Here is a 16,332-nt window from a genome sequence, read left to right on the forward strand (position 1 = left end):
TTTCAATTCCATCTTGGCTACATCGCCTACTTTTACATCCTGTATATAGTTTTCGGGGATAGATGCTATAACCTGCAATTCACCATTCTGCTCAATCGTCAAAATAGGCATTCCCGGATTTGCCATGCTCCCTTCGTCCACCATTTTTTGTGTTACAACTCCCGAAAATGGAGCACGTATATTGGTGTAGGAAAGCATCGCATTTACTTCGTTCATCTGTTGGCGAGCCATTTGTACTTTCGCATTCATCGAAGTATTCTGCAAAGCCACATTTTCGAGTTCCTTATCTGATACACTGTTTTGGTTACGCAGTGTTTTGAAACGCTCATAATCACGTTGGGCATTTTTTGCTGCTGCTTCAGCCTCTGTAATCATAGCTTGTACCTGACCCTTTTTTGCCAGAATATCATCGCTGCTAATAGATACGAGGAGTTGTCCTGATGCTACCTTGTCGCCTGGTTTTACATATATCTTGTTTATATAGCCCATCATTCGGGTGCTGATATTAGCTGTTTGCTTGGCTGTAACCTCACCGCTAAGGTAAAATCCTTCGTTTGTAGATTGCCCCGGAGAGTAAGCTTCTACTTTTACTATAGTCTTATCTTTATCCTCTAACTTATCAGAAGAAGAGCAGGAGTAAAGAGTTGATATTCCCACTATTCCTAAAAATGTATTTCTTAAAGTTTTCATTATTAATTGATATGTTTGATTTGTTACTTAACCTTTGATAAAAAATCGAGATATGCCTTAGTTATATTATATGACATGATGGCCTGTGCCAACAATAGTTTCTGTTGAGAAAGTTGAGCTTGCGCCATCAGTAAATCTGTGGTACTTACCAGACCTTCCCGATGACGGTTGGAGAGGATACGTAAGGCTTCATCAGCTTGTTCTACGCTTGCTTTCTGTTTATCGATTTCTATTTGGGAATCGTTCAGATCTCGCTTGGTTTTATCCAGCTCTAATTGTTCTTTTTTGATATGTAAGTTCAGCTCTTCCTGCATCTTGTAATGTTGGAATTGAGCCGATTTCATCCTACTCCGATTCTGATTTCCCGAAAATATTGTCCAACTTAGATTTATACCGACCAAGTACGAATCATTTCGAAATTTGAACGCTTTAGAATCATTTAAACCATATGAGCCAAAAGCATTAATTCGTGGCAGGAATGCCATTTGAGAGGATTTCACCATCATGTTTGTTGCATCCACAGCTTTGTTTAGTGCCATGATATCGGAACGCAGAGCCGAGAGGTCCCTATCTTGAGGCAACTCTATTTTCTGGGACAATGAATCTGTTGTAAAGACATCACCATCAGCCTCAAACCCCATCAATAGGCGAAGTCCATCTGATGCATTATAGATATTACTCTCAGCTTTTGCCAAAGCACTCTCAATAGTATTGACTTGTACCTGAGCATTTAACACATCTGATTTCTGAATCAAACCCTGATTATAAAAATTAGTGACAGATTGATGTATTTGTTTTACATCTTGCAATGATTTTTGCAAAATAGAATGAGCCTGATAAGACATTTGCAATTGAGTATACGCTTTTCGTACTTCAAACTCGATATATTCTTTGGTACGTTCTGATTTGTATTTATAGGCTTCCTCGTTAGCTTTTGCACCTTTACGAGCATAAATCATATCCATATTTAATAGTGGCAGCTTAGCTTCTATCTGAGTACCATAGTTTTGCCTTGCTCCGGGATGATTCAGCTTTACCGGGTCAAAATCCATTGCTGTTACTGATTCCTGTTGTAAGAGGAAGCCAAAAGCATTCAATGGATTATTTGTACTTAAAGCTGTATACCCTACCGTAATTTGGGGAAGGAATACGGCATCGGTCTGGTGATAGTTTGCATTCGCTATTTTCCCATCCAAATCGGAAAGTTTGACATTACTGTTGTTTTTTACTGCCATTTCTACGGCTTTATCAACGGAAATGTATGGTGAATTTTGCGCCTGAATTGATAGGCTAAAACAAATCGCACTTAATGTAATAATTATTGCTCTTTTCATTTTTATTATATCCTTATTTATTTCATTTTTTTATTTCCAGCGGAAATATAAGACAAAGGAAAATATAATTTTCCAAAGAAACAAATTTCCATAGGAAAATATAATAAAAATATTATTCTCTCTTTAATTATGAACATATGTTCATAATTATATTATCTTTGACTATTCTAAAATCGGAATCAAATAATATTTATGGCTCGAATAAAGAAAAAGAGACTTGTACAAATGGCTCCTTGTTTTGGAGGATTCAAACCTTTCGGAATACTCAATGAAAAGCAGGGCAGAGTTATGATAAATATTGAAGAATACGAGGCCCTCAAGCTATGTGATTATGAACATTTAACTCAGGCTGAAGCGGCAGAATTAATGAATATCTCACGCCCTACATTTACTCGTATCTATGAGAGTGTCCGTTCTAAAATTGCACGAGCATTCATTGAAGGATTATCCATTACTTATGAGGGAGGAGATAGCTTGATTGCTGAATGGTATACGTGCGATAAATGCGAAATTATATTTACACTGAAAGATGGTGGCGAAATGAAATGTCCTCTTTGCTGCAATAAAGAAATAACATTAAATAAATTCGAGTAGATGATTATTGCGATTTCAACAAATATGAATGATTTGGATCAGCCGGTTTCTGAGAACTTCGGACGATGTCAATGGTTTTGCTTGTACGATACGGATACCGAGAATATGAAGTTTGTTGAAAATATAGCTGGCTCAGCAAAACAGAATGCGGGAGTGAAAACCATAAACTTCTTACTTGAACAAAATGTAGACACTGTTATATCAGGCCGTTTTGGTACAATAACAATGGTTCTGTTAAGAGAAAAAAATATTCAGATAATCATTCCACAGAGAACAAAAATATTAAGTGAAATTATCAATCAATTAAAAAATTAAAAGTTATGAAAATAGCAATACCAACAAGAGTGAATGCTGTTGATGATCATTTTGGACATTGTGAATCCTATTCTATATTTACAATCGGAAAAAATAAAAATATAGAAAGTACTGAAACGTTACCTTCCCTTCAAGGATGTGGTTGTAAAAGTGATATCGCCTCAGTTCTGCAAAATAAAAATGTAGCGATCATGCTTGCCGGAAATATGGGCACAGGCGCGTTGAATACCCTGACAAAACATGGAATAAAAGTATATCGCGGTTGTTCTGGGGATGTTACAGAGCTAGTTAATGATTTCTTGAACGGCAAAGTGACCGACTCCGGAGAAGGGTGCAATCATCATGAAGAAGGTCATCAATGCGATCATCATTAATGAATGAAAGCAACTGTTCTAATCGATAATAATCCGCATCCTCAACTTGAGTTATATAATGAGCACGGCGTAAACATTTATTTTGAAATCGATGATCAGAGATACTTATTTGACGTAGGAGCTTCAGACAAATTTTATATCAATGCTCTGCAATTAGGTATTGAAATAGAGGATGTTGATTATTTAGTAATTTCTCATGGACATAATGATCATGGGTTATATCTTTAGCCGCTATATCATCAAATACAGCACCGAGTGCATCCATTTTTATTGCATCCATCAAGAATTGTAATTTATAATTATATAGATATGATTACTAAATCGAATGATATTATTTCACAGCAGGTTGCACCCATTTGAAAATATAAGAATCGACTGGAATAACCAACCGTTCTGATATTTTAGACATACGCCCAGGAAGCTTCATTAGAAAATCGCGGGCACGTTCTGCCTCGTCTGTTAATCCTGAAATCTTATCTATCTGCCATTTGTCTATCAGTTTTTGAATAATATCCACATAATCAGTAGCAGTATATACCCCAATGCGCTGTGCAGCATTTGAAAACTGTTCGAAGGCAGTGCTTATTTTTTCTTTTGATTCCCTGAGGAAGTGAGCGGGCATAACTATCTTTTGTTTCATCATATATTGGAATGCTAGCATCATTTCACTGGGGTCTACCTCAAATATGCGCTTTACAAATTCGCTGTAAGCATGGTGATGCCTCATTTCGTCACTTGCAATACGTTTACACATTCTAGACAATTTCTCATTACTCATTTTTTTAGCCATTTCTGCTACCCGATTATGTGAAATGAAGGTTGCCAATTCCTGAAAACTGGTGTATACAAAGTTTTTGTACGGGTCTCTTCCTGTACCAATATCAAAACCATCATTTATGAGATGTTGTGTGGTCTGCTCAATCTCTCTCATATTCACTCTACCGGATAAATAAAGGTATTTGTTTAATAAATCGCCGTGACGGTTTTCCTCCCCTGTCCAGTGCCTGATCCATTTTGACCAACCGTTGCGCTTTTCACCGTCGACATTGTCTATACCTTCTACATCCATTAACCACGATTCATAAGTGGGCAAAGCCTCCTCAGTTATGGTGTCTCCTACCAATACGACCCAGAAGTCATAAGGTAGCTCTTTCGCTAGTTCGCGTAATTCTTTTACATCTTCAAAAAAAGTTTCATTTTCTGAGTTAGGAAGATAATCGGATGGTTGCCATATTTTTTCAACAGGAACCAAAAACTGAGTAATAAAATTATCTACATTCTTTTCTAAGAAGTGCATGACTTCTAAACGGATATTTGTAATTGACATTGTACTATATTAATTAATGCCTTCTGCAAGTGATCTTTCCTTTTTCTCTCAAACTTCTGAGAGGAGTATATCTTTTACAGTAAAAGGCTGGTGTATTGTAAAGGTAAAATTATTTTCAAGCACTAATAGTAAATTGTTTTATTTTGTCTTTTTCTACAAGTTATTAATAGTTAAATGCCTATTATATAATCGGATGAAATAAATTCCCATGAATGTTATTTTACTCGTTTCTTTATGAAAGATTTATAGTAAATTCTTCTGTTGAATAAGGTTATAAACTATTTGTACTTCAAGCTAGAACTGATAAATATAGTTAGCTAATTTATTTATATATAAATGAATACTGATGTATAGTATGAAAGTGGATATGTCTGCCTCTTTTAATTTTGAATATTACCAGTTTTCAGGGTGAGAGTTCCAGTAAATGTCATATTGATTATAACGTAGCTTTAACTTTAAACTTTTCTTATTTATTTTTTCTATCAACCTCATCCATACGGTCATTTAATACTCTAACCAATTTATCCAGAAAGGTGGTACGGTTTATTCGGTTACGCATTTCTTTAAATGTTCCATAGTAATCTCCTAAATCTATATTGAAAACAACTTCTATATAAGCAACTATTTCTTTGATATTCAAACTTCCATGATTAAAGCAACCTGCTTTTCCCCAAGCATAGATAAGTTCAACCAGATCAATTTTGTTTGCAGTCCAAGTTATTCTTGTTTTAGGATATAAGAGTGGAGGATTTTCAATTAAGTCCGAATTTAGAAGATTACTTCCCATATTATTATGATAAGAAAGCAAATCTTTCTTTGAATGGGAAAATTTATTTTCAGAAAAACATTTAAGGTTTTTGTTTGGTGTAGTAATTCGCCATTCAAGTACCTGCATACTCAGCCCAACCAAATACACTGCCTTCATTACAATCTTTAAAGCATTTTTTTCCCTTCTCACCGGATAATAATTCACAAAATCCGGTAAGTTTTAAATGAACAAATCCAAGGCTATAATATAATTCCATATGGGTTGTTGCAAATTGGAGCCTGGTTAATAGCTTTAAAGCGAATTCGTCACATGATTCTTCTAATTGTGAAATATATTGTTCTTCTTGTGAGGGTTTCGATAATAACCGAAATAACCTCGTTTGCATTAACTTCTGCATAATAATTGATTTAAATGTTATAGTAAATAATTTTTAATTGACTATACATCAGTATTTTTATCTTTCCATTCATCATAAATATGAAGATTACGTGTCATCGTATACATTTAATTATCTCTTTATTTCCCAATTCTTTTTATTATTTCCACAATATTAAAAAATAGAGTAATGATGCCGAAGCCAAAAAGGATCAGCCATTGGGGTATTTGGAATAAATATTCCTCAAGTATTTGCAAAGTTGTTACAGTAGGCTTGAAAAGCAAGACACCTATTACAAATGTAAACCAGAATATAAGGTTGATATATAAGTTTTTTATATATCTATTTGAATCAAATACAAGATATGCCATTAATAGAAAGGAGAAGGTCACTATTAAATTTTCTACTAATACAAAGCTATATATCCCTCTACTGTCCTCTATATGTATCTCGAATAAGAGGTGCATGAACGCACATAGAATATTGATGATAATTAATAATATTGTCATTTTATTGGTTTCAATATGACCATTTTAAATAGATGCTTCCCCATGTAAACCCTGCTCCGAATGCGGACAAAATTAGATTATCTCCTTTCTTTAATTTCGATTCCCATTCATATAAACACAGGGGTATTGTACCTGCACTTGTATTTCCATATTTATGAATATTTACCATTACTTTTTCCGGTTTTAGTCCCATTCTGTTACCGACAGCTTCTATTATACGGATATTAGCCTGATGAGGAACCAGCCAATTGATATCTTCGTTTACAAGATTGTTACGCTTCATTATTTGAGTTGACACATCTGCCATTCGAGACACAGCATGTTTAAATACAATTCTTCCTTCCTGATATACATAGTGCATTTTGTTTTCAATTGTATTATGGGATGCAGGATAAATAGAGCCGCCTCCTTTCATATTTAAATGTGATGTACCGACGCCATCCACATGTAAGAGAGAGTCTATGATTCCCGTATCATCAAGAGTCGGTTCCAATAATACTGCTCCCACAGCATCGCCGAACAACGGACATGTAGTACGATCTTCGTAATTGGTAATTGCTGTCATTTTATCTCCGGCAACAACTATAACTTTATTTTTTCCTGCTTTTATAAAATTAGAACCTAATTCCAATGCATATATGAATCCGGCACAAGCAGCCTGTATATCAAATCCCAAAGCGTTTTTTATATTACATTCTCGGGCCGTAATAGATGCTGTTGATGGAAATACATAATCAGGGGTTGTTGTCGCAAATATTAATGCTTCGATTTCATCCGGGTTTGTATTTGTTTTTACCAGAAGTTCTTTTACGGCTTTCACCCCCATATACGAAGTGCCTTTTTCTTTCAGTACTCTGCGTTCTTTAATGCCTACTCTGGTTGTAATCCAATCATCATTTGTATCAACCAATTCGGACAAATACTCATTTGTAATAATATCATCAGGATAGTAAGCTCCAATTCCTTTTATTGCTGCTCTTCTCATTGTTAAATAATTAAAGTGATCTAATATTTTTTCTATAATTTTTAAGTTTCGTCTCATCTACTTTATCAATTATGGTAGAAAGCTCTTTTATCAACCTATCCTTGTCCGTCGGCAAGAACCCTGTCATTGGTAGAGGGTTAGAAACTGTATTTGCAAAAAAATTGGTGTTTATATTCAAACTTTTAATGAAAGTACGTAATTCCTTGAGCCTTTCATGTTCGGTAGCTTCTTTAAAGAATCCTTGTTCAATGTCATTTTGTAACGGAGTATCAGGAAACACGGTCAATGAAACGACCGAAACTATATAAGGATTTAACTTATTGAACATATCCGAGGTTGCCAACGCATTTCTCTCTCCATTACCATGCCCTGCCAATCCGGTAAGATAAGATACGTAGTACTCTATTCCGGCTTCTTCAAATTTTTTCAGATTCTCAATTGTTTGGGCTGCCGATGTTTTTTTATTCATGTATGATAATGTTATATCATCTCCCGATTCGGTTCCAACTGTAATTCCGTTGAATCCTAAATGACGTAGGTTTTTCAATTCTTCCACACTCTTTTTAGTTATATCTGTAACCCGTGCAAACATACCTATGCTTTTGCATTCAGGAAGATATTTACGTATCATAATTCCTATATCCAAAAGCCTGTCATAACTCATTACAAACGGATTTGCTCCGACTAAGAATAGTCGCCGGGCTTTGGGTTGATAATGTTGAATGATTTTTAAATCATGTTCAAACTCATCTTTGGGCGACATCTTAAATTTTATATCCGGATATAAACTACAGAATTTACAATTGTGGTGACTGCAACTTATTGTTGCCTGAATCAGAGCGGAATTTGCTTCATAGGGAGGACGCCATATGGTTCCTGTGAAGTGCATATCATGTACATCCATATTTTTATTTTTTATTGACCTGTAATTTTTTTATAATGAGATAACTTTATTAAATATCCGGTATGCCTATCAACCAATGTGTCTTTTGCCTTTTGCAAAAGTGTTTGAGCATCTAATAAATCATTCAGGGTAATAAGTCCTGATTTATAATAGTTGTTATTGAGTCTTAGATTCTCTGAAGCGTTTTTTACAGAACTCTCTGCTATTTGTATTTGCTGATAGGCTACTTCCAGTTCTTTATAATAGTTTTTCATCTGGACTATTATTTTTTCTCCGGCATCAATTTTATTGTATTCGGATATTTTTTCATTTATCTTTTTTTGTCTGACCGAATGGGTTCCTCCCCACCAACCGGATATGGGTATGGAAACCGAAACAAAAGCCATTCCAACAGTATGTTTTCTGTCTACCATATTTTCAAAAAAATAGTTGGCTCCGACTGCTACCGTTGGTAATAATTTCCCTTTTTCAATTTGGGTTTGATATTTGGATACTTCTATACCTTTATCTAGTAGATTATATGTCTTATTAGCATGCAAAGCGGCATCGGAATTAACAGAAAAAGCGTTTGGATGAATTGCATTTTCAAATGCCACCTCTGTAATTTCTATGCTGTCTGATATTATTCCTATATGTTGAGATAATAACATTTTAACAGCATCTATATTATTGTAGAGTTCCATTTTACTCGCTTTTACTTCGTCCAGTTTTAATTGAACTTGCAATTCATTGTTGTGGGTTATTAAACCTGCCTTTACTGAAGCACTTACTTCTTTGAGGGTTTGACCGACTAGTTCTTCGATGACTTCGAGAGTTTTTAGTTTTTCTTTAAGTTGTATATATTGCCAATAATATTGTTCGGTGAGCAGTTCTACTTCATCTGCAACAATCTCCGATTGATTTTTCTGAATATCAACTAGTTTATCTGCTAGCTTATTGCCATTCATTATTTGCCCACCTGCGAAAATAGGTTGTGTCACACTGATTCCTCCATAAAAACCCTCTCTAATAAGAGATAAATCCATACCCATTATGCTTGTTTCCAATAAACCGGAATTAGACTTTAATCCGATTCCGTTTGCTTGAACCGAAGGGAAATATTTTGTAAAAGCATTCTTTTTCCCATGTTGAGCCTCTTGTATGCTCAATACCGATTTTTTCATCTCATAATTGTTTTGTTTTGCCAACTCCTTACATTCTTCTAGTGTTAGCTTTTGTTGAGAAAAGCAATCATGGGTACTGACCAACACTAAAATATATATCAGAAAAAATATTTTCATCTCAATACTATTTATTTAGTTCTTTATCCTTGAATTTGAATATTACAGAATATGCTACGGGTAGTATTGTTGAAATAAATACCATAGTTATTAATGTCCCGAAAAAGATAACCGAACCTAGCGGTGTCCACAATGGACTACCGCCGATAACCATAGGTATAACCCCAACGGCTGCGGCTGTAGATGTAAGAAAGATCGGGCGCATTCTACGGCTTCCTGCCTGAATAGCAGATTTCTCGACTGTTAATCCTTGCTCTTTTCTGAGAACTTCTGCATAATCGAGCATGATGATACCATTTCGCAATAGAATACCCATTAAACTTACGACTCCCAATATAGAGGTAACACTGATATCGGAACCCATTATTTGCATACCAATACTTGTCCCTAATAAGCATAACATTGTGGAACCTAGTGTGAGTAAGGCTAAGGCTATTTTCTTGAAATGGAAGATTAGAATAAATAGCATCAAACAAACCGTAATTAATAAACCATTTACGATTTGGGGCAGTCTTTCTCCGTCAGCTTCTTTCATACCACCGTAACTTACTTTTATTCCTTCGGGTAATTCAATTTCATCTATTTTGTTTTTTATTTTATTTGTTATGTTTATTTCATTATACCCTCTTTCCACTTCGGCTAATATTGACAATGTGCGGACACCGTTTCTTCTTACTATTTGTCCATCATTCCAGTCGGGAGAGATAGATGCAATTTGTCTTAATGGAATGTTTGACATGCCACCCATCGTAGGTATATTGACATTACCGATATTTGAAAATGATTCTTCCTGTTTTCTTTCTGATTTTAGTATTACTTTTACAGGATAATCTTTCTCCCAAATATTTGTAATAGGAAATCCATCTCCCAATTCCAAGGCGGTACTCATTGCAATAATTGATTTGTCGATGCCCAGTTTATTCGTTTCGTTCTGATTTAGCCTAATTGAAACTCCCGGTAAATTTTCTTCAAAATTGGTTCTTATAAGTAATAACTCCGGCATCTTTTTCATTTCTGCCATAAGTGTTTCGCTTGCTTGTTTTATTGTGAGAATATCTTCTCCGCTTACTCTGATTTCGACAGGATATCGGGCTTCCGAAAAATCCATCTGCTTAAACTTTATATACGCTTCAGGAAAATAATCAGAGTATTTACGGCTATATTCATCAAGAATCTCTTTTGTTGCTTTTTTATCAGAAGTATTAACTATAAATTGCGCAAAATTATCCGACGGGAATTGTGGCACATAAGTATCATGGAACCTCGGAGAGCTTAAACCTACAAAAGAGGTAACTGATACAACGCGACCATCTTTTCTAAGAATATTATCCAAACTGTCTGCTATCTCTGTTGTTTGATATATTGATTTTCCATTGGGTAGAAATATTTCTACTGCAAATTGATCTCTTTCAACAAATGGCATTAATCGCAGCGGTAAATTGAAAAACCAAAACGCACCAATAGCAATGATTAGCACTCCGGTCAATAAAGTCGCGTTCTTATATTTAAAGCATTTGGATAAAAGAAGATCATAGCCTACCTGAACAATATCTAAGAAATTTTTTCCTTTTTTCTTTTCCCGATGCAACCCTTTTTTTATAAAAGTGTATTGCATAAATGGAGTGAATAAAAGAGCTATTAGCAGAGAGAAGCCTAATATAATAGTCATTGCCCACGGATATGTTATAAGAAAATCATTAAACATACCCTTGGTTGTTAAAAGAAAAGGAAAGAATGTTACACTTATAACTAAAGTTGCCGTCAGAACTGATTTAAAATACTTTCGAGGACTTTGAGCGGTGGCTATAATAGGTTTCTCACCTTCATCCAACTTTTCAACATAATTATCAATAATTACGATGGAATCATCGACCACCATTCCTAATGTCACTATTAATGCCGAGAGAATAATAGTATTCAGTTCGATGCCAAAAGCATAAAACATGGCTAATGCACTGAAAATAGTTATAGGGATTGTTATAGCCGATACTAAAGCTACCCGCATAGGCATAAATGCTATTACGACAATTACAACTGCAATTACAGCAATCAACATTTCCAATAAAAATGAATTCACCGAATTATCTACTACTTTGGATAAATCGGCTATTGAATAAAGTTTTACATCTTTAGGAATATCATGTCGAAAATCATCAAGTATTTCATTAACTTGTTTTCCTTTTTCTACAACATTGACCCCTTTCCTCATTTCTATGGAAAGAAGGATGCATTTAACCCCATTGTTTTGAATGTAAGGTTCGGAGTCCGGATATTCTCTTGTTATTTCTGCAATATCTTTCAGCCGGACAATATTTCCCGACAGATCTGAATAAATAATCTGTTCTGCTACATCCTTTTCCCAATTTAGTTCACTTTCAATATGAATGGGAGCAACTAAATGAGAATTTTTGACTTCCCCACTATAAGTTTTATATCCTTGTGTCTGTAATTTTGCAATAATCATAGCATTATTAATGCCATAATTTTTTAATTTATCTTGATCAACTCTGATAACGATTTGTTCAGATAACAATCCAACGTTTTTTAACCCAGAAACACCATCTACTTTGCGTAATTTATCTTTCAAGGCATCTGAATATTCCTGTAATTCACGATAGGTCTTATCTTCTGATTCAATGGTAATCAGAATAGCAGATGTTTCTCCAAAATCATCAAGGGCTTTCAACGCAACTACTCCATCAGGCAAGTTGCTTTTCAGGTCTTCTAGATTGTGCTTGAATTTGGACCAAAAGGCATCTTTGTCTTTTATATTTTCATTGAGTTCAATATTAATAATTGAAACCCCGTCCTTGCTTTGTGAAAATGTTTTTTCCTTATTAATTTCCTTATATTCAAATATGAAATTTTCCAGTGGCTTTGTGAGCTGCTCTTCTATTTCGCTTGAAGTTAATCCCGGATAGGCAGCAACGACCAATCCTTGTCGTATTGTGAAGGTCGGAAAATCCTGTTTAGGGGCTACATATAACCCATAGACACCCACCGCTACGAATACAATAACAATCAAAATTACAATTCTGTAATATTTTAGGGCTAAATCAATTATATTGCTACCTTTTTTCATCTTATTTTTACTTTCATTCCTGCACTAACCTTTTGATTACCATTTATGATAATTAGATCACCATTACATAGTCCTTCTTTAATAATTACTCCCTTATCTGATAATTTGTCTATTATGACAGATTGTTTGTAGGCAATATCATTCTCTACTTTCCATACAAATCTATTATTATCGTTATCTATCATTATGGAATTGTTGGGGATGATTATTTCCTCATCTTCATTTTTATCATACATAATTGTAACATCGCAAATCATTCCCGGCATGAACGTCCCTGTTTCATTATCTAATTCAATTTTAATGTCGTATGTATGTGATAAGGGATTCGCCATTGAACTTTTTTCCGTGATAAAAGCTGTATATTCTGCATTTTCGTCAAGAGCCATTATTTTTATTATAGCTTTTTGACCGATACTGATCTGTGATACTTCTTTTTCTGGAATCGCAACTTTTATCTTTATTTTTTCCAATTTAACCAAGTTAAAAACTGGCACACCGGGCATTACATTGGCACCGACTTCTGTTATTTTCTTAGCTACTACACCGCTAAATGGTGCGTATAGATTGCAATTGTCCAAATTATTTTTGGCTATATTCACCATTGATTTTGCATTTTGTAAAGCCGTTTGTGTTTCGATCCATTTTATTTCGGGAAGGCTGTTATCATCATATAATATTTTTAGCCGATTGTATGCATCTTCCGCTTGTTTATATGTGGAAAGAGCCATATCGTAGCTATTTTGATGAACAACTTTATCAAGGTTTGCCAAGAGTGTACCCTTTTTTACATGCTGATTTTCACCACAATAAATTTGTTGTATATTTCCGGTAACTTGAAAGCTAATCATAGATGAATATGATTCTTCAATAATACCAGAATAATTATAGATAGGTGAATTGAGAACAGGCTTTATTGATATAATATCAACTGGTACACTTTCATCGTTTCTGTTTACTTCTTTTTTGCAATTCACTGCTGTAAGTAGTATGAATATCATGGTGATAATTAATATAATATATCTATTTTTCATATTTTTAGCGATGTATTAAACTGCTAATTTAACTTTACAATGTTATCATTTTCGATTCTTCGGATTTGCTTTCTGTTTTGTAAGCAGACAAAACTTTCTCTATTCCTTCTTCCATATCAACCTTAGCTTCCCATCCTAAATTATTCGTTTTCTGTTCTTCCGATAGTTTATAATTTATAGACAGAACATCTACCATTCGTATTGACAGACTGGGACTCTTCTTAATTCTGAAAAAAGAATACAGCATTTGGAGAATGACAGCTTTAGTCATCAATGTTCGTTTTGAGTATTTCTTCTCTGGTGGATTATTGTTTGTTTTTTGTGCAATGAGGTTTATAAAATCGTGAATGCCTTTTTCGCTATCCTTAATACCAAAATATTTTTTGCCTACGGACTTTTCATTGTATATTGCCCGGATAAATAAGTCGCATAAATCATCAATGTAGCTCAATGGAGCATGTTTTTCTCCACCGGTAACAAAGAATAAACTATTATTATTCAAATTTTCGATAATTGTCGGAATAAATACATTATTCCCCGTTCCGTAAATCATACCGGGTACAATCGTAGTTGCTTTTATATTTGACATAAAGGAATCAACAATTCGGTCGGCAGCTAACTTACTTTTGGCATAATCAGTAAATTGCATTTTACAAACTCCTTTAATCCGGTATGCTGCAATTGAAGAACAGTTTATTAACCGACATTTACCATTATTATTCAAAATTGCTTTGCAGAGATTTTCGGTGCCCACAACATTAGATAAAATATAATTCTTTTTTGTTGTTCTTGAAACTTGCGCCGCCAGATGAACAATCACATCACTCTCTTTCACAAACTCGACGAGGGAATTAATATCTGATAACTCACCATATACTAATTTTACCGCTTCGGGTAATTTGCTTATATTACTACTTTTACGAACAAGGCACGTGACAGAATCATTGTTTTTTAATAGCATTTCAATTAACCTACCTCCTAAAAATCCTGTCCCCCCCGTTATTCCAATTCTAAGATTTTTCATTGTTTTTTATCTTGAGTGTAGTTTATTTACGCATTTTCTCCATTAAGAAAGTGTAGTATGAGTATATATACCCATGCCTTAAATATGCCAGGATAGGTTTTTCTGCCTGATTAGGTATTGGAGATTTTACCAGCAGGATTTTCTCATATTTGTGAGATTTCTGGAATTTCAAAAAATCCTGTAGACTCCCTATATTAACAACTTCTAAACCTTTATCTCTTATTGTCTCTTCTAATGACATCAGTGATTTATTTGTAGAACCGGGTGAGCCGATCAATAGCGCATATTTTACTCGATTAAGTTTTTCCTCCGGCATATTTGAGATCTCATCCAAAGGGCTGATTTTACCGTCTGCCCACATACATTGAGTATTAATCATAACATGCTCTTTATCCGGAAAAGATTCATTTATGAAATCAAATATCTGATTGGAATGTTTCTTTAAGAAAGTTACGTATGAAATAAACTTTATAGGTTTCCCATTCGACTGCTCTAAAATTCGTTCCTTATAATTCCCCATTTGTATTAATATCATATCTTCAGGGAAAAGCGATGCATAATTCTTTATGATGATATGATTTGGCTCGCATAATAGTACGTATTGATAAGTACCATCAATATTTTCAAATAATTTACGCAACTTTCGGACAAATGGACAGGGTTTATCTATTATTTTTATACCTCTATGCAACAATGCTTTTTCTTCGTGAACAATAGAATCATATCCTGTATTTACTACAATAAAGTCGCTTCCTTTTGGTAAATCATTAAAAGTTTCAACAGCCGGTACTCCAAGCTTTTTAAACCATTTCAAATCGACACCGACTTTGCCGTTATCATTGCTAATCCAATCAATAATCATATATCTAGTCGGTTCATTGGGGCTTTTCGCAGATCTGATCGCTTCTGGAAAAACTTTATTCATCACCTGACTCTCAAGCCATTTGCATCTTCCATCGTTCACAAGCTCTATTACTTCCATACTATTAAATTTTACTTTTCAATACGACTAAATAACTTCTCATACCCTCTATTCAACATTTGAATATTGGTTGCTGGGATTTTCTCTAAACATGTATTTTTTACCATTTCAGTTCTACTGTTTAGTCGTACCCTTGTGTATATCTCTTTCTCCATAACAGAGGCGTTAACTTTTACATCTGCGCATAATATCTTATTTTGATATAAATAAAAATGCATAAACCGTTCCTGCCTTGATTTTTTATTTTTAAGCATAATATCTTCCATTATCATAATAAGAGGTACATCCAATTCGATGAATTTTAATACATTTAAGTTTATATTATCCATTATGTTAGAATAGCCAACAGTAGGGACACTATGTATGGTATGGGCTACGGCGATTCCTGCTTGTCTGACAACCTCAATAGCCATTATGAAGGGCAGATGATCCAATTCGTGATCAAAGCAAAACAAACAATCGTACTTAGGAAGTGCAATAGAATATAAATAGTGATGCGAATCGATAGTATCTAGACCTAGATATTCCTTTGGAACTGTTTTTATTTTCGATATTAAAACATAATCTTCATTCTTCTTATGAACATATTTACTATCTATTTTTTCGATAGTGTTTACATCAATCGTTTCTGTTACTTTATTAATAAAGTCATTCAAATCATAATGTTGCTTCATATCAGTTTGTTTTTTTTATTTATAGTACGTATGGACTGTACAAATGTATTTATTTGATTTTAATAATCAATGCTATTTATTA

The 16,332-nt window shown here is 34.2% G+C and carries 16 protein-coding genes; 4 read left to right on the forward strand and 12 right to left on the reverse strand.

Annotated elements, in window-relative coordinates; genetic code table 11:
* Window positions 1–690: efflux RND transporter periplasmic adaptor subunit (locus tag BGO84_RS18225; RefSeq protein ID WP_291031320.1), on the reverse strand; the 690-nt coding region annotated here is incomplete at its 3' end.
* A 23-nt stretch (window positions 691–713) separates the two neighbouring features.
* Window positions 714–2,024: a TolC family protein gene (locus tag BGO84_RS18230; RefSeq protein ID WP_291031321.1), complete on the reverse strand. Its 1,311-nt coding sequence runs from the start codon at window positions 2,022–2,024 to the stop codon at window positions 714–716.
* Window positions 2,025–2,216: 192 nt separating this feature from the next.
* Between BGO84_RS18230 and BGO84_RS18235 the strand changes: the two genes are divergently transcribed.
* The 4 genes from BGO84_RS18235 to BGO84_RS18250 are packed head-to-tail and all read left to right on the forward strand — an operon-like array spanning window position 2,217 to window position 3,535.
* Window positions 2,217–2,618, forward strand: coding sequence for a DUF134 domain-containing protein (locus BGO84_RS18235; RefSeq protein ID WP_291031323.1), 402 nt, complete (start codon window positions 2,217–2,219; stop codon window positions 2,616–2,618).
* Window positions 2,619–2,933: a NifB/NifX family molybdenum-iron cluster-binding protein gene (locus BGO84_RS18240; protein ID WP_291031325.1), complete on the forward strand. Its 315-nt coding sequence runs from the start codon at window positions 2,619–2,621 to the stop codon at window positions 2,931–2,933.
* 5 nt (window positions 2,934–2,938) lie between these two features.
* The gene (locus tag BGO84_RS18245; protein ID WP_291031327.1) at window positions 2,939–3,307 is read left to right on the forward strand and encodes a NifB/NifX family molybdenum-iron cluster-binding protein; all 369 of its coding nucleotides are present in this window, start codon (window positions 2,939–2,941) and stop codon (window positions 3,305–3,307) included.
* 3 nt (window positions 3,308–3,310) lie between these two features.
* Complete coding sequence (locus BGO84_RS18250) at window positions 3,311–3,535, forward strand: MBL fold metallo-hydrolase (protein ID WP_291031328.1); 225 nt, start codon at window positions 3,311–3,313, stop codon at window positions 3,533–3,535.
* Window positions 3,536–3,638: 103 nt separating this feature from the next.
* Here the strand turns inward: BGO84_RS18250 and BGO84_RS18255 are convergent, their stop codons facing one another.
* The 10 genes from BGO84_RS18255 to BGO84_RS18300 all read right to left on the reverse strand — a co-directional run bounded on the left by BGO84_RS18255 (window position 3,639) and on the right by BGO84_RS18300 (window position 16,250).
* Window positions 3,639–4,634: an acyl-ACP desaturase gene (locus tag BGO84_RS18255; RefSeq protein WP_291031330.1), complete on the reverse strand. Its 996-nt coding sequence runs from the start codon at window positions 4,632–4,634 to the stop codon at window positions 3,639–3,641.
* Window positions 4,635–5,100: 466 nt separating this feature from the next.
* Window positions 5,101–5,559 (reverse strand): RteC domain-containing protein, encoded by a 459-nt coding sequence (locus tag BGO84_RS18260; RefSeq protein WP_291031332.1) that lies wholly within the window; start codon window positions 5,557–5,559, stop codon window positions 5,101–5,103.
* Window positions 5,560–6,298: 739 nt separating this feature from the next.
* Entirely contained in the window at window positions 6,299–7,273 is a 975-nt protein-coding gene (locus BGO84_RS18265) for a beta-ketoacyl-ACP synthase III (RefSeq protein ID WP_291031334.1), read from the reverse strand.
* 10 nt (window positions 7,274–7,283) lie between these two features.
* On the reverse strand, window positions 7,284–8,177 hold the full coding sequence (locus BGO84_RS18270) for a radical SAM protein (protein ID WP_291031336.1): 894 nt from the start codon (window positions 8,175–8,177) through the stop codon (window positions 7,284–7,286).
* 11 nt (window positions 8,178–8,188) lie between these two features.
* Entirely contained in the window at window positions 8,189–9,457 is a 1,269-nt protein-coding gene (locus tag BGO84_RS18275; RefSeq protein ID WP_291031338.1) for a TolC family protein, read from the reverse strand.
* 7 nt (window positions 9,458–9,464) lie between these two features.
* The gene (locus BGO84_RS18280; RefSeq protein ID WP_291031340.1) at window positions 9,465–12,539 is read right to left on the reverse strand and encodes an efflux RND transporter permease subunit; all 3,075 of its coding nucleotides are present in this window, start codon (window positions 12,537–12,539) and stop codon (window positions 9,465–9,467) included.
* Window positions 12,536–13,570 carry an efflux RND transporter periplasmic adaptor subunit gene (locus BGO84_RS18285; RefSeq protein ID WP_291031342.1) on the reverse strand — a complete coding sequence of 345 codons (1,035 nt, stop codon included), beginning with the start codon at window positions 13,568–13,570 and terminating at the stop codon, window positions 12,536–12,538. Before BGO84_RS18285 ends, BGO84_RS18280 begins: the two co-directional genes overlap by 4 nt.
* A gap of 34 nt (window positions 13,571–13,604) precedes the next feature.
* Complete coding sequence (locus tag BGO84_RS18290) at window positions 13,605–14,594, reverse strand: NAD(P)-dependent oxidoreductase (RefSeq protein WP_291031344.1); 990 nt, start codon at window positions 14,592–14,594, stop codon at window positions 13,605–13,607.
* Between the two features lie 22 nt (window positions 14,595–14,616).
* On the reverse strand, window positions 14,617–15,576 hold the full coding sequence (locus BGO84_RS18295) for a LytB (protein WP_291031346.1): 960 nt from the start codon (window positions 15,574–15,576) through the stop codon (window positions 14,617–14,619).
* 11 nt (window positions 15,577–15,587) lie between these two features.
* Window positions 15,588–16,250, reverse strand: coding sequence for an AfsA-related hotdog domain-containing protein (locus BGO84_RS18300; RefSeq protein ID WP_291031348.1), 663 nt, complete (start codon window positions 16,248–16,250; stop codon window positions 15,588–15,590).
* Window positions 16,251–16,332: the final 82 nt, after the last annotated feature.

This window comes from Dysgonomonas sp. 37-18 (genome assembly GCF_001899125.1).
In the GTDB taxonomy this organism is placed as follows: domain Bacteria; phylum Bacteroidota; class Bacteroidia; order Bacteroidales; family Dysgonomonadaceae; genus Dysgonomonas.

Coding starts and splice junctions, on each gene's coding strand:
- BGO84_RS18260 (WP_291031332.1), bottom strand. CDS start 5,559: ATGAAGGCAGTGTATTTGGTTGGGCTGAGTATGCAGGTACTTGAATGG.
- BGO84_RS18240 (WP_291031325.1), top strand. CDS start 2,619: ATGATTATTGCGATTTCAACAAATATGAATGATTTGGATCAGCCGGTT.
- BGO84_RS18290 (WP_291031344.1), bottom strand. CDS start 14,594: ATGAAAAATCTTAGAATTGGAATAACGGGGGGGACAGGATTTTTAGGA.
- BGO84_RS18250 (WP_291031328.1), top strand. CDS start 3,311: ATGAAAGCAACTGTTCTAATCGATAATAATCCGCATCCTCAACTTGAG.
- BGO84_RS18230 (WP_291031321.1), bottom strand. CDS start 2,024: ATGAAAAGAGCAATAATTATTACATTAAGTGCGATTTGTTTTAGCCTA.
- BGO84_RS18285 (WP_291031342.1), bottom strand. CDS start 13,570: ATGAAAAATAGATATATTATATTAATTATCACCATGATATTCATACTA.
- BGO84_RS18300 (WP_291031348.1), bottom strand. CDS start 16,250: ATGAAGCAACATTATGATTTGAATGACTTTATTAATAAAGTAACAGAA.
- BGO84_RS18235 (WP_291031323.1), top strand. CDS start 2,217: ATGGCTCGAATAAAGAAAAAGAGACTTGTACAAATGGCTCCTTGTTTT.
- BGO84_RS18295 (WP_291031346.1), bottom strand. CDS start 15,576: ATGGAAGTAATAGAGCTTGTGAACGATGGAAGATGCAAATGGCTTGAG.
- BGO84_RS18255 (WP_291031330.1), bottom strand. CDS start 4,634: ATGTCAATTACAAATATCCGTTTAGAAGTCATGCACTTCTTAGAAAAG.
- BGO84_RS18270 (WP_291031336.1), bottom strand. CDS start 8,177: ATGGATGTACATGATATGCACTTCACAGGAACCATATGGCGTCCTCCC.
- BGO84_RS18280 (WP_291031340.1), bottom strand. CDS start 12,539: ATGAAAAAAGGTAGCAATATAATTGATTTAGCCCTAAAATATTACAGA.
- BGO84_RS18275 (WP_291031338.1), bottom strand. CDS start 9,457: ATGAAAATATTTTTTCTGATATATATTTTAGTGTTGGTCAGTACCCAT.
- BGO84_RS18265 (WP_291031334.1), bottom strand. CDS start 7,273: ATGAGAAGAGCAGCAATAAAAGGAATTGGAGCTTACTATCCTGATGAT.
- BGO84_RS18245 (WP_291031327.1), top strand. CDS start 2,939: ATGAAAATAGCAATACCAACAAGAGTGAATGCTGTTGATGATCATTTT.